We start from the raw sequence: 13,369 nt of genomic DNA, 5'->3' as shown, positions 1-13,369 counted from the left end.
AACCTCCAGGAGCTGGAGACGCCGATACGAACTTTTTCATTATGCCACATAACCCTTAAGCCAAGGACCGCCGCTGCGAATAGCAGGGCGGTTTTTAATCAAGCATCTGTGGATGTTATAGTTAGGAAAAAGAATGATTGCCGGTTGGCAAGTTGACTTTCGCTGCCTGCATACGATACCATATGCATGAACATGCATTTTGCATATAAGGAGCGATTCCATTGACCGATTTATTTACTCCCTACAAAATTAAAGGACTTGAGCTCAAGAACCGGATTGTTCTGCCACCGATGTGCCAGTATTCGGTAACGAATAAAGACGGGATTGCTAATGAGTGGCATCATACCCACTATGTCAGCCGGGCGATCGGCGGGACGGGGCTCATTATTATCGAAATGACCGATGTCGAGCCCGATGGCCGGATTACAGATTATGATCTCGGGCTGTGGTCTGACGAACAAATTCCGGCGCTTGCCCGCATAGTGGAGGACAGCCACCGGTATGGCGCGAAGGTCGGCATTCAAATTGCCCACGCCGGCCGCAAGGCGGAGGACGCGGCGATTCCCGTCTCCTCATCGCCGGTTCCGTTCGACGAGAAGTCGAAGACGCCGCGCGAGCTGACGACTGAGGAAGTGAAAGAGATGGTAGAGAAGTTCCGGCTGGCGGCGCACCGCGCGGTTCAGGTAGGCTTCGATACCATTGAGCTGCACGGCGCTCACGGATATTTGATCCACCAGTTCACCTCTCCGCTCACCAACCGGAGAGAGGACGAGTACGGGAAGGATCTGACGAAATTCGGGCGTGAAGTCATCGCCGCGGTCAAAGGCGAAATGCCTGAAGACATGCCGCTCATTCTGCGTATTTCCGCTCAGGAGTACGTCGAAGGCGGATATGGCATTAAGGAAAGCCTGGAATTCAGCAAGGCATTCAAGGAAGCGGGCGTAGACATTTTCCATATCAGCGCCGGCGGAGAAGGGCCGATCACCGCGGCCGGCCGTCCGGGCACGCATGCCGCTTACCAGGTGCCGCTTGCAAGAGCGATCAAGGAAGGCCTGAACGTTCCGGTCATCGCGGTCGGCCGTCTGGACGAACCCGCGCTTGCCAACGCGGTTATCGGCAATGGTGACGCGGATCTGGTTGCCGTCGGACGCGGCATGCTAAAGAACCCTTACTGGCCTCTGACGGCTGCAGCCGAGCTGCGTAAGGAGACGGAAATTCCCAGACAGTACGAGCGCGGCTTCGTTATCTGATACGTTCGGCCCCGCAAGCCGTTCGTGCCAGGAAGTCCGCATAGCCAAAACCCCGTTTCAAGATCATCTCTTGGGCCGGGGTTTTTGTGTTGATAGCCTAATTTGAAAAATAATCGGCAATGCCTTTCGCGATAGCCTTTGCCGCTTTTTTCTGGTACGACGTCTTGCGGACGAGGGATTCATCGCCCGGGCTGGTGAGGAAGCCCAGTTCGACCAGGGCCGCGGGCGTTTCGTTCTCCCTCAGAATATGATAATCGCCGAAGGATACCCCGTTGCTCTTCAGGCCGATGCCATCGCCCAGCCGATGCTCGATGGAGCGGGCCAGCATCAGGTCATCGGACTCGGAGTAGAAGAACGTCAGCGTGCCCGATATCTTTTTGGGGGAGGAATTGTAATGCACGCTGATAAAAGCGTCCGCCGAGACCTCCGGGGCCAGCCGCGCCCGGCTGGACAGCGAAGGCCGTTGATCGCCCCGGGTGCGCGTCATGGTCACATCCGCGCCCGCCGCCGTCAGGTAATCCCGCAGGTACAGCGCTGTCTGCAGATTGAGGTCCTTCTCCATTGTGCCAAAGGTCGTGCCGATCATTCCCGGATCGTCTCCGCCATGGCCCGGATCGACGACAATCCGCTTGCCGCGAAGGCCGGCCGACGTTGACCTGCTGGCGTTTACCGGGCGTACTCCGGCAGCGGACGGCGATGAGCCGGCGGTTACGTACGGTTCCGCGATCCAGCCGGCGGCTCCGCTTGGGGTCCGTATGCTTAGCCAGCCGGACCGGCGGGAGAGAACGGTCACAACATCGCGGGCTTTAAGCGATCCAACGGCCTCATAGCCGGTTCCGGGACCGCTGCGGATGCGCAGCGAGTCGGCCGTAACCGTCGCCGTGGAACGGCCGCCGCCGGCCGCAAGCGTCTTCGGCAATGTGCCGGATGTCTGCGCGGAAGCCGCCGAACCGCCGGCCTTCTTCAGGTAATATCCGGCAACCCAGCCGGTCATATTTCCGGCTGAAATTCGGGCCCAGCCATGCTGCTCCTCGGTCACGGTGACGAGCGATCCGCCTTTGACCGATCCTTTGACCGCCGCTCCGTTCGCCGGTTCGCTGCGGACATTCAGTGAGGTAGCGTACACCTTGGCGGTGTAGCTGTCCGCCCGGACCGTGTACGAGCTCAGGGCGAGGCCGAGAATCGTTACGGACATCCCGGCGGCCAGCCAGGCAAGCCGCTTCAGCGCAGCGAACCCGCTGCGCTTTTCAGAGCGATTGCCTCTGTCCCGATTGTCCGGGCCGAACCCGGGAAAACTATGTATATGCTTGTTCATATTTAGCCTCGCTTTATGATGAAGTTCCTGTTGATCTTTACCCTTTACCCGTCCCAGGGCAAAAGAAAACCCAAAGCTCGCCAAATTGATGCCAGCGTCTTAAAGAAGCGGGCCTAAGGGATCAGCCGAAATCCTGCCGCCGGGAGAGCCAGTCGTTAAGTGCGGGACGGGAATCAGGATGTACCGTTCTTGCGGGCGATTTCCCGGCGGACAACAGGCGCGACTTCCGACGCAAGGAGCTCGATGGCGGAGGCGACTTTGGCAAAAGGCATGCCGCCGACATCCATCTGGGCCATAAAGCGGGTATGTCCGAACAGCTCATGCTGGTACAGAATTTTCTCGATGATCTGCTGCGGACTTCCAACTGCCAGCGCTTCATCTGGCCGCGTGTACGCTTCGAAATCCTCGCGTGTGAACCGGAACTCCTTTCCGGGCCGGGCCATGAAGCCGTTCAGATAGTTTACATAATATGGGTAAAAATCGTCAAGCGCCTGCCCCGAGGTCTTGGCGACATATCCGTGACTGGTGACGGCTACCTTGAGATTCTTCTGCGGATGGCCGGCTGCGGCTCCCGCCTGGCGGTACAGGTCAGCCAGATGCCGAAACCGCTCCGGACTGCCGGAAAGGATGGCGATCGCCATACCGGTTCCAAGCTGCCCGGCTCTTTCCGCACTGGCCGGCGTGCCGCCGACGCCGATCCAGAGTGGAAGCTTCGCCTGCAGGGGACGGGGCGAAATTTCAGCGTCCTTCAGCGGCGGGCGGAAGGCACCTTCCCAGTTCGCGATTTCCTGCTCGCCAAGCTTCTGAAGGAGATTGAGATTCTCCGCGAACAGCTGCTGGTAGTCGTTCAGGTCGTAGCCAAATAAAGGGAAGGATTCCGTAAACGCGCCGCGTCCGGCCATAATTTCCGCGCGACCGTCCGACAGCAGGTCCAGGGTGGCGAAATCCTCGAACAGCCGCACCGGATCGAGGGTGCCGAGCACCATGGTTGTGCTGGACAGCTTGATCCGGCTCGTTACCTGCGAAATCGCGGCAAGCACGACGGGAACCGAAGAGACGGCAAAATCCAGCCGGTGATGCTCCCCTACGCCGAACACGTCGAGTCCGGCCTCGTCCGCCAGCTTGGCGGCGGCTATGATATCCTGAAGGCGGCGGTGCTGGCTTACGGTTTGTCCCGATACGGGATCGGCGACGATATCTCCGAGCGTATACACCCCGAATTCAAAGCTGCTTTCGGGCAGCACCGGTTCATGGTTGGGATTGGTCATGAAAAAGGCTCCTTTTTCCGGGTCTGTGAACATAATAGTTTTGATTATTATACCAGTTTCCGGGCGGGGCGCCGCAAGTTTATTGCCCGCCGCAAATAAATCGTGATAAGTTTAGGAGGCGCAAGAAGCGGAGAAAAGAACGCCGGGAATATAAGTAACGGCGAATGGATGGGAGCAGGAGCAGATGGCCTATAAAATTGTATTTTTCGATATCGACGGAACGTTGGTGAACGAGGAGAAGGAGATTCCGGCGGATACGCTTGAAGCTGTTTCCAGGCTAAAGGAAAACGGCGTGGAGCCGGTTATCGCCACGGGGCGCGCGCCTTATTTTATCAAGCCTTTGCTAAACAAGCTGGGCATTGACTCCTATGTATGCCTGAACGGGGCCTATGTCGTGTATAAGGGCAAGACCTTGTACAAGCAGCCCTTGGCCAAGGAAACGATCCAGGCGCTGATTGATCTGGCGGGCCGGCACAAGCATTCGCTGGTGTTTCAGGGCGAGCACACCTATTACGCGGACAGCGAGAACCACCCGTACATAACCGAATCCGTGAATACGCTTAAAGTGGATCATCCGGGCTTTGACCCCGGCTTCTGGAAAAACAATGAGATTTACCAGATGTTCCTCCACTGCGAAAGCCATGAGGAATCCTTGTATGAAGAGCTGCTGTCCCGCCTTCGGCTGATCCGCTGGCATCCTCTCGCCATGGACGTGCTTCCGCCGGGAAGCTCCAAGGCGAAGGGGATCGAGGCGATGCTGGACACGCTGGGCATCAGCCGCGAGGAGTCGGTTGCGTTTGGCGACGGCCTGAACGATAAGGAAATGCTGGAGTCGGCCGGGCTGGGCATCGCCATGGGGAACTCGCATGAAGAACTGATCCCCTATGCCGATTACGTGACCGACCATGTAAACGAAGGCGGCATTTATAACGGACTGGTCAAAGCCGGTTTGATTTAGCAGGGGGAGGGGTTAGCTATGAAGCTGCTTCAATTTATAAAGGACGGACAGGTAAAACTTGGTGTGAAGACAGAACAAGGCATTATGGATGTGGAATTAACGGCCCGCGGCAGCGGGCTTGAGGTTCCTGTTCTAATGGAAGATGTGATTAAGGACAGCGCCGCGGCCGTTCCCCAGCTTCAACAGCTTGTTCGCGGCAATTCGCTGTGGCTGAGGGAAGAGGAGATCGTGTATGCGCCATGCGTTACGCGTCCCCAAAAAATCATTTGCGTCGGATTGAACTACCGAAGCCATGCGGAGGAATCGGGGCTGGAAACGCCCTCGGTTCCGGTGCTGTTCAGCAAATTCAACAACAGTCTGGCCGCCCACCGGGAGACGATTGCCCTGCCGCGCGTCGCGTCGCAGATCGATTACGAAGCGGAGCTTGTGCTGGTCATCGGAAAGCGGACGTCCGGGGTGACGAAGGAGGAGGCGCTTTCCTGCGTGTTCGGCTATGCTGTGGGCAATGATCTGTCCGCGAGAGAGTTGCAGTTCCGCACAGGCCAGTGGCTGCTTGGCAAATCGCTGGACGGGTTTGCCCCGGTCGGTCCTTACGTTGTTACGGCCGATGAAGTCGATCCCGGCAGCCTGGGCATCGAGTGCCGGGTGAACGGAGAGCTGCGCCAGTTTGCGAATACGCGGGACATGATCTTCGGCTGCGCGGAGCTGATCAGCTATATTTCGGAATATATGACGCTGGAACCGGGGGATCTGATCTTCACCGGCACGCCGGAAGGCGTGATTCTCGGGAAGCCCAAGGCAGAGCAGACGTGGCTGCGTTCCGGGGATGAACTGGCGGTTAGCATCGAAGGGCTGGGAACGCTGGAGAACCGGCTGGAGTAGTTTGGAGTAACGGTTCTGCCAGGAGTGGTTTTCTTTTGTGCTACTAACGGAATGAAGCATTCCATTCGATTCGCCATAAGAACAGGGGAGAGAACCATGCAAAATGGATACTCGGGCGGCCTGCCGGAGCGGGCGCTGGAATGGATCGCGGGAGTGGGGAGCCGGCCCGTCCGCGTTAGGGAAGTCCGGCGTCTTCCGGGCAGTACGTCCTCCGCTTTATATCAGGTGCGGCTGGAGGACGGTCCGGAATCGCGGGATGCAGTAATTCGCCTGTACGACAATGAGCAATGGCTGAGCCAGGAGCCCCGTTTGGCCGCCCATGAATCGGATGCGCTTGCCCGGTCCGGTCTGGGCCGGGTCCCTTCGCCGAAGCTGCTGGGCGCGGATCTGGACGGCGGCGCTTGCGGTCTTCCGGCCGTGCTCATGACGATGCTGCCCGGAGAAGTCATTCTGAAGCCGCTGGATATGCAGAGCTGGCTGGAGGGACTGGCGAAAGCGCTGGCGGAGGTGCATGCCGTTCCGGCCGGCGATTTTCCCTGGACGTATTTCTCATATACCGATATCGACGCCCTGAAGCCGCCCGCCTGGACCGGGCGCCGGGATGGCTGGGCCGAAGCGGTGAGCTTCGTCAAGAATAACCGGCCGGAGTATGAGCCGCGTTTCATCCACCGCGATTACCATCCGGCCAACGTGCTGTGGCAGGGAGACGCCGTCAGCGGGATCGTCGACTGGCCGAACGCATGTCTGGGACCGGCGGGAGCCGATGTGGGGCACTGCCGGCTGAATTTGGCGCAGCTGTATGGCGTGGAGGCGGCGGATGCTTTTTTGCAGGCTTATCTTGATTATGTGGGAGACGCGTTCACCTATCATCCTTACTGGGATCTGCTGTCCTTGTTCGACGGTCTGGGAGAAGGCCCTCCGCAGGTGTATGGGGGCTGGGCGGCGTTTGGGATAACCGATTTGACCAGCCGGATCGTGACGGAGCGGATTGAACGCTACCAGGCGAGCTTGATAAGACGATTGGGCGGATAATTGAAAGGTGAAGAAAGTATGAAGGACATGCCGGTTTCCGGCTGCAACAGGTCTTTCCCTAACGGACAGGGGAAGGCTTTTTTATCGTTCCCGACAACCCGAAAGCAAGGCGAATTGTGTAAATTATCTTATTGACAAACTTTCCCGGGCGCACTTAATATATGTATTAATCCTATAAACTTAGTAGGAAAAGTTGACCGGATCACCGGAGGCTCTGCAGAACGGCGCTGTGCTCTTTTTGGGTACTGCTGCTGTCATCTTCAGAGCCTTTCTTTGTTTGCTCCGGGTTTAGAGTGAGTCTGCTGCCTGCTGTTGATAAGTGTGAATAATATCACAATGAAAAGAGGTAAAAGCAATGACAAAGTACCTGTTTACATCGGAGTCCGTCACGGAAGGGCATCCGGATAAAATTTGCGACCAAATATCGGACGCTGTACTGGACTCGATCCTGGAGCAGGATCCCGACGGGAGAGTAGCCTGCGAGGTGGCGGTGACTACGGGGCTCGTTCTCATTGCCGGCGAAATCTCGACCTCGGCGAATGTCAATATTCCCGCGATCGCCCGCGAAACGATCGTGCAGATCGGCTACAACCATTCCGACCTCGGCTTTGACGGCAACTCCTGCGGTATTATCAGCTCGCTCGACGAACAATCGGCCGATATTGCCAGAGGCGTGGACAACGCGCTGGAAACCAGACAGCTCGAGAATGCGGAAGAGAACGGCGGCGAGATCGGAGCGGGCGATCAGGGGCTGATGTTCGGCTATGCAACGGATGAGACGCCGGAGCTGTTCCCGCTGCCGATTTCCCTTGCCCATCGCCTGGCCAGAAGACTTACGGAAGCGAGAAAGAGCGGATTGCTGCCTTATCTGCGGCCGGACGGCAAGACGCAGGTAACGGTTGAATATGAAGATGACCGGGCCGTCCGGGTGGATACCATTGTCGTCTCGACGCAGCATGCCCCGGAAATTGGGCTGGATCAGATTTGGAAGGATATTGTTCAGCATGTGGTGGAGCCTACGGTTCCGGAAAATCTGCTGGACGAGAATACCAAATATTATATTAATCCGACGGGACGGTTCGTTGTCGGCGGGCCGAACGGCGACGCCGGACTGACCGGCAGAAAGATCATCGTCGACACTTACGGCGGCTACGCCCGGCATGGCGGGGGCGCGTTCAGCGGAAAGGACCCGACGAAGGTGGACCGGAGCGCGGCTTACGCTGCCCGTTATGTAGCCAAAAATATCGTGGCGGCCGGTCTGGCCCGCAGAGCCGAAATTCAGCTCGCCTACGCCATCGGCGTTGCCAGCCCGGTATCCGTAACGGTGAACAGCTTCGGCACCGGAATCATATCCGACGACCGGATCTCGGAAATCGTGAAGGATACGTTCGATCTGAGACCGGGTGCCATTATCAAGGCGCTTGATCTCAAACGGCCGATCTACAGACAGACGGCGGCTTATGGACATTTTGGAAGAAGCGATCTGAATTTGCCGTGGGAGCGTACGGATAAAGCGGAGACATTGAAAGCCACAGCCGCGAAGTTTGCGGTTCAGGCAGTGGAAACCTCTTCCGCGAAATAATCACAGATCTGAAGCCGGAGCAGCAGCCGGCAGACAAGAGGATATACAGACAGGGGGATAAAAAATGGCTAAAAGGACCAAGCATATTGCAATCTACGGGAAGGGCGGCATTGGAAAATCGACGACCACATCCAACATCAGCGCCGCTCTCGCCGAAGCGGGCCACCGGGTAATCCAGATCGGATGCGATCCCAAGAGCGATTCCACCAATACGCTGAGAGGCGGCGACTATCTGCCTACGGTAATCGACAGCCTGCGGGACAGCGCCAATGTGAAGCTGCAGGACGTGTCCGCGGTTGGCTTCAAGGGCGTGCTCTGCATTGAAGCGGGCGGTCCGGTTCCGGGTGTCGGCTGCGCAGGGCGCGGCATCAACGCAGCCGTGGGCCTGCTTCAGGAGCTGAATGTATTCGAGGAATACGAGGCCGATTATGTGCTCTACGATGTCTTGGGAGACGTAGTGTGCGGCGGCTTCGCCGTGCCGATCCGCGATGGCATTACCGACAGAGCTTATGTCGTCAGCTCCTCGGATTTCATGGCGATCTATGCCGCCAACAATCTGTTCAAGGCGATCGGCAAATACGCTCCATCCGGAGGAGCAAAGCTCGGCGGCATTATCGGGAACAGTATTTTGCCCGGGTATCCCGAGTCGCTGATTACGGATTTCGCGAGCCGGACGGGGGCATCGGTTGCAGGCTTCGTTCCCCGTTCGCCGGTAGTCGCCCAGAGCGAGCTGTACGGCAAAACCGTGATCGAAGCGAATCCCGGCTCCGAACAAGCGGATGTTTACCGGAAACTGGCCGCTTATGTGGCGGAGAATGAGAACTTGTCTGTTCCAAGCCCGCTGAATGTCACCGATCTGCGAGATTGGGCCAGAAGCTGGGGAGATGCCATCAATCAGGAGGCGGCTTCCTTCTCTGCCGCTGGGCGCTGAGGAGACGAACCATGAACGAAATCAGACAACGGCTTCCCCGGACGAGGGAAAAGCGCAGGGGGGCGCTGACCGCTTTCTACGGCGACAGCGCCGCTTTGGCGGATGAACTGGAGAAGGAAGAGACGAGACAACGAATCCGCACCTATTCGGAAACAGGAGACGACGAGGTGATTGGCGCAATCCGGCTTCTTGGCCGCATTCGCGGCAGCGTCACCATTATTCACAGTCCGCCGGGGTGCGGTGCGATCAAGCTTGAAGATGAGCTCAGGGCTGGAGGCAGCCCCTGGCTGATTACGAATATTGAAGAGAATGACTCGATTCTGGGGGCAGACGACAAGCTTAGGGAAGCGGTCGATCGGGCGTACCGGACCTGGCGTCCCGAGATCATCTTCATCCTGGCAACGCCGGTTGTAGCCATTAATAATGACGATATCCAGTCTGCCGCGACGGAGAAGGAGGATCAGTACGGCATTCCGGTAGTCCCGGTATATGCCGCGGGCTTCCGCTCCAAAACGGCCGTGTACGGGTATGATCTGGTGTTCCATGCGCTGGCCAAGTACGTATTGAAAAAAGATCCCGATGCGCTCCCTCTTCCGGCCGTTAACCTGATCGGCACAGCTGGAACGAAGACAAGTCATATTATTCGAGACTTGGACGGAGCGGGTATTTCGTATAACAACCTGTCTGGGAGTCTATCGATTGCAGCGCTGAAGCAATCGCTGAATGCCTTCGCCTCCATTGCCATCGATAAGGACGATTCCCGTTTCCTGCTGGAATGGCTGGAAGAGGCCCACGGGATCGTTCACCTGGAGGAAACAGCCCCGATCGGCCTTGCCGGAACGGAGCGGTGGCTGCTGGCCGCCGCCAGATCCGCAGGTGCCGCTGGCTCTGCCGAACAGGTCCGCGCCTATATCGAAGAGGCTAAAGCTGCGGCGGTTACAGACTTGGAGTGGCACCGGCTGGATGGTGCTTCCGTCTTTATCGACCTTCCTCCAGAGCAAGCCTTCGGAGTAGCCGAATTCGTGGAAGAGCTGGGCGGAAAAGTGGCTGCATTAAGTTTGACTCACGCCGATAGCTCGCATGTCGTAAGACTACGGGAATGGGCCGGCCGGAGTAATCCGCAGGTATTCATCCAGCAGGGGCAGCCTTTCGAGAAAATCAACGCGCTGGGGAAATTAAAGCCCGATCTTTATATCGGGCGAGGTGAAGCAGCCGTGTGGGCGGCCAGAGCGGGAATCGCGGCGGCGGCCGTCGATTCCGTGGACGTGTATGGCTTCGGGGGCGTTCAAGAGCTGGCCCCGCTTTTGACCAAAGCGCTGCGCAACCCGTCGCTCAGCCGCTATTTAAGCGCTGGAAGCTCCTCTTACCGGGCGGGCTGGCTGAGCAAAAGCGTCAACTGGCATATCAAGCAGGAGGTGAAATAGGATGGGAGAGACAACGGCGGGAAACCGGAACAGCTGCATGCTGCATGGAGCTGTTCAGACGATCAAGTCGATAGAGGGCGCTGTCCCGATCATCCATTCCACTCTGGGCTGCGGCGTGCAGCAGTATGCCGGAGTCAGCAGCCTTAGCGGAGGCGGAGGGTCCGGCTGGACGGGCGGCCTCGGACTTCCTTCAACCAATTTTCTGGAAAGACAGGTTGTGTTCGGAGGAAGCTCAAGGCTTAGGGAGCAGCTCAAAAATGCGGTAAAAATTAAGGAAGGCGACTTCTACGTGGTACTGACCGGGTGCACGCCTGAGCTGGTCGGCGACGATGTCCCGGCGATGACCAAGGAGCTGCAGGAGCAGCAATACAAAGCGATTCACGTCAGTACCCCCGGGTTTAAAGGAAGCGTCCATAACGGATATACGGCGGTGGTAACCGGCATACTGCGCCAATTCGACAAGCTGGCCGAGCCCTCCGGCAGCAAGAACGGCCGTCTGGTGAATCTGTTCGGCATCATTCCGGAGCAGGATGTGTTCTGGCGGGGAAATCTGAAAGGTCTCAAGGACAGCCTGGAGGGCATCGGCGCAGCCGTGAATGTGTTGTTTGGGCCGGATGCGGACAAGGGAGAATGGGCAACCCTTTTTGATGCGGCTCTCAATGTTTCTTTCTCCCCGCACAGTCTTCCAATCTGCGAGTGGCTGGAAAGAAACGCGGGCATTCCTTACGTTCACTTCGACGGATATCCGGTAGGCGCCCTGCAGACGGGAGAATGGCTGCGCTGCATTGGGAAGCAGCTGGATCTGGAGCAGGAGGCGGTAGAGGCATGGATCAGTCTCAAGGAACAGAAGGAGCGGCACTACATCCTGCATTTTCTGGACGCATACTACAAGTACGGCTTTCAGAAAAAATTCGCCCTGGTCGGCGAGAGCGCATCCGTGCTCGGCATAGCCCGTTTTCTGACCGATCCGCTCGGCCTGCTGCCTTCCCTGATCGTCCTTACCGACGACATTCCGGAGCCGTCCCGCAGCGCCATCATCCGTCAGTGGGAGGAATGGCAGCCGGGTTCGGAAGCAGAAATTGTATTTGAGAGCGACGCCAAGATCATTGAGGAACTGGTGCTGTACAAGGAGATAGAGCTGCTGCTCGGGAGCTCGATTGAGCGCCGCGCGGCGGAGCGAACAGGCATCCCGTTCGTCCCGGTATCGTTTCCGGTTTCGGACCGGATCGTGCTGACGAAAGGGTACGCCGGCTTTGACGGCGTGTTCACGCTGCTGGAGGATTTGGGAAGCGGTATTCTGGGGGCGGATTCAGGACATTTGCCATATCAAACGGGTGCGGGGAGTGAACAGAATGAGCAGGGAGCAAGTCAGAAGCCAGCTTTATCAGGAATTGAAAATTAAAAATGAAGTGAATATCGAGGGTGTGGCGGCCAATCCGGCCATATTCCGCAATCTCGATCTGGGCGGAGAGATTCAGGAGCAGGTTCATCTATGCTTTGAAATGGACCACGAGACTCACGAAGGCTTCGACCTGCCCACCGGCTACACCACGCCCGGAGGTCTGCGGGTCGCCTTTCACTGGGACAGCAGATCGGACTTCCGGGTTGTCCTTGACGGCGGCGAGTACGTGCTTACGCATAAAGGCAAAGAGCTGTTTCCCGTATCGTTTGACAAGCGCCCCAAATATTATGGGCTGAGCGCGTCCGACGGCACGCCATTCTCGCGGATTGCCGGGTATTCTCCAGGGTATACGGGAGGTGGAACGGTTTCCATTGCCTACAGCAATGAATGCTCGCTTAAGGAAAAGGGGCAGGACTGCCTGTTCTGTAACATCAACGCGACCAAGGATACGTACTCGGAAATTCAGGGCATCAAATGGAAAAATCCGAAGCAGATCGGGGAAGCGGTAGCGGCCGCCTACCGGTTGGACGGGGTCACGCATACGAACCTGACCGGAGGCTTTGTGCCCGAGCGGCGGGAGGTCGATTATTACATCGACGTCGCCGAAGCGATTCAGGAGAGCACCGGCCTTCAGGATTTCAACGGCACCGCCGTTATCGGCGCGCCGCTGGATCTTGGCATTATCGACCGCTACAAGGAAGCGGGCTTCCGCACGCTGGCGATGAACCTGGAGATGTGGGACCCGGCCTTCTACGCGGCGATTCTTCCGGGCAAGGTGGCGGAATGCGGCGGCCGGGAGCACTGGATCAAGGCGATCGAGTACGCGGCCAAGGTATTTGGCAAAGGCAAGGTCAGATCCGGCTTTGTTGCGGGTATCGAGCCGAAGAAGACGACGCTTGCGGGTGTGGAGTACTTCGCTTCCATCGGTGTGCTGTCCCTGACCGGGGCCTGGACGCCGAACCCCGGATCGGCGCTGGAAGGTCACCGGACCCCGCGCTCGGAATGGCATCTGGATATGGCCTATAAATGCCATGAGATTTTTAAGAGATACGGCTTTACTTACAAGGACTACTTCGATATTGCGCCAAGCCCGAATTTCCTGATTCACGATTTGTTCGCGATCGACGAGGAGCTTGTTCCCGCGTTTGGCGAGTATGCCGGAGTGAACGGGAAAGAGAGCGATCGGATAGCATAGCATAGCGGTGAACCAACTTTAGAAGAGGACTGCCTGATTGGGATCGGGCGGTCTTTTTCAAAATATAAGAATTAATAAACCGAGCGCTTTTGGCCGCTGTCGCGAATTTTATTTTTTTCGTTGACAGCCT

General features: G+C 57.6%; 11 protein-coding genes. 9 read left to right on the top strand and 2 right to left on the bottom strand.

Features of this window, described 5'->3' with window-relative positions:
- Nucleotides 1-221 precede the first annotated feature (221 nt).
- A complete protein-coding gene (locus G5B47_RS22695) occupies nt 222-1,250 on the top strand; it encodes an NADH:flavin oxidoreductase/NADH oxidase (protein ID WP_165103235.1) in 1,029 nt (342 codons plus the stop codon).
- 97 nt (nt 1,251-1,347) lie between these two features.
- Here G5B47_RS22695 and G5B47_RS22690 read toward each other — a convergent pair whose 3' ends face one another.
- On the bottom strand, nt 1,348-2,565 hold the full coding sequence (locus G5B47_RS22690; protein WP_235957306.1) for an N-acetylmuramoyl-L-alanine amidase: 1,218 nt from the start codon (nt 2,563-2,565) through the stop codon (nt 1,348-1,350).
- 173 nt (nt 2,566-2,738) lie between these two features.
- Nucleotides 2,739-3,833 carry an LLM class flavin-dependent oxidoreductase gene (locus tag G5B47_RS22685; protein ID WP_165103232.1) on the bottom strand — a complete coding sequence of 365 codons (1,095 nt, stop codon included), beginning with the start codon at nt 3,831-3,833 and terminating at the stop codon, nt 2,739-2,741.
- 184 nt (nt 3,834-4,017) lie between these two features.
- Between G5B47_RS22685 and G5B47_RS22680 the strand changes: the two genes are divergently transcribed.
- The 8 genes from G5B47_RS22680 to G5B47_RS22645 all read left to right on the top strand — a co-directional run bounded on the left by G5B47_RS22680 (nt 4,018) and on the right by G5B47_RS22645 (nt 13,239).
- Nucleotides 4,018-4,791 (top strand): Cof-type HAD-IIB family hydrolase, encoded by a 774-nt coding sequence (locus G5B47_RS22680; protein WP_165103230.1) that lies wholly within the window; start codon nt 4,018-4,020, stop codon nt 4,789-4,791.
- 18 nt (nt 4,792-4,809) lie between these two features.
- On the top strand, nt 4,810-5,673 hold the full coding sequence (locus tag G5B47_RS22675) for a fumarylacetoacetate hydrolase family protein (RefSeq protein ID WP_165103227.1): 864 nt from the start codon (nt 4,810-4,812) through the stop codon (nt 5,671-5,673).
- A 96-nt stretch (nt 5,674-5,769) separates the two neighbouring features.
- A complete protein-coding gene (locus G5B47_RS22670) occupies nt 5,770-6,705 on the top strand; it encodes an aminoglycoside phosphotransferase family protein (RefSeq protein WP_165103224.1) in 936 nt (311 codons plus the stop codon).
- A 355-nt stretch (nt 6,706-7,060) separates the two neighbouring features.
- Nucleotides 7,061-8,287 (top strand): methionine adenosyltransferase, encoded by a 1,227-nt coding sequence (metK, locus tag G5B47_RS22665; protein ID WP_165103221.1) that lies wholly within the window; start codon nt 7,061-7,063, stop codon nt 8,285-8,287.
- 64 nt (nt 8,288-8,351) lie between these two features.
- Nucleotides 8,352-9,218 carry a nucleotide-binding protein gene (locus G5B47_RS22660; protein ID WP_165103218.1) on the top strand — a complete coding sequence of 289 codons (867 nt, stop codon included), beginning with the start codon at nt 8,352-8,354 and terminating at the stop codon, nt 9,216-9,218.
- An 11-nt stretch (nt 9,219-9,229) separates the two neighbouring features.
- Complete coding sequence (locus G5B47_RS22655) at nt 9,230-10,642, top strand: nitrogenase component 1 (protein WP_165103215.1); 1,413 nt, start codon at nt 9,230-9,232, stop codon at nt 10,640-10,642.
- Between the two features lies 1 nt (nt 10,643).
- The gene (locus G5B47_RS22650; protein WP_165103212.1) at nt 10,644-12,044 is read left to right on the top strand and encodes a nitrogenase component 1; all 1,401 of its coding nucleotides are present in this window, start codon (nt 10,644-10,646) and stop codon (nt 12,042-12,044) included.
- On the top strand, nt 11,995-13,239 hold the full coding sequence (locus G5B47_RS22645; RefSeq protein WP_165103210.1) for a radical SAM protein: 1,245 nt from the start codon (nt 11,995-11,997) through the stop codon (nt 13,237-13,239). The genes G5B47_RS22650 and G5B47_RS22645 overlap by 50 nt, the downstream gene beginning before the upstream one ends.
- Nucleotides 13,240-13,369: the final 130 nt, after the last annotated feature.

Source organism: Paenibacillus apii (assembly GCF_011043685.1).
In the GTDB taxonomy this organism is placed as follows: Bacteria; Bacillota; Bacilli; order Paenibacillales; family Paenibacillaceae; genus Paenibacillus_AQ; species Paenibacillus_AQ sabinae.
Note: the sequence above shows the minus strand (reverse complement) of the source record. Positions and strands in the feature narration are given on the sequence as shown.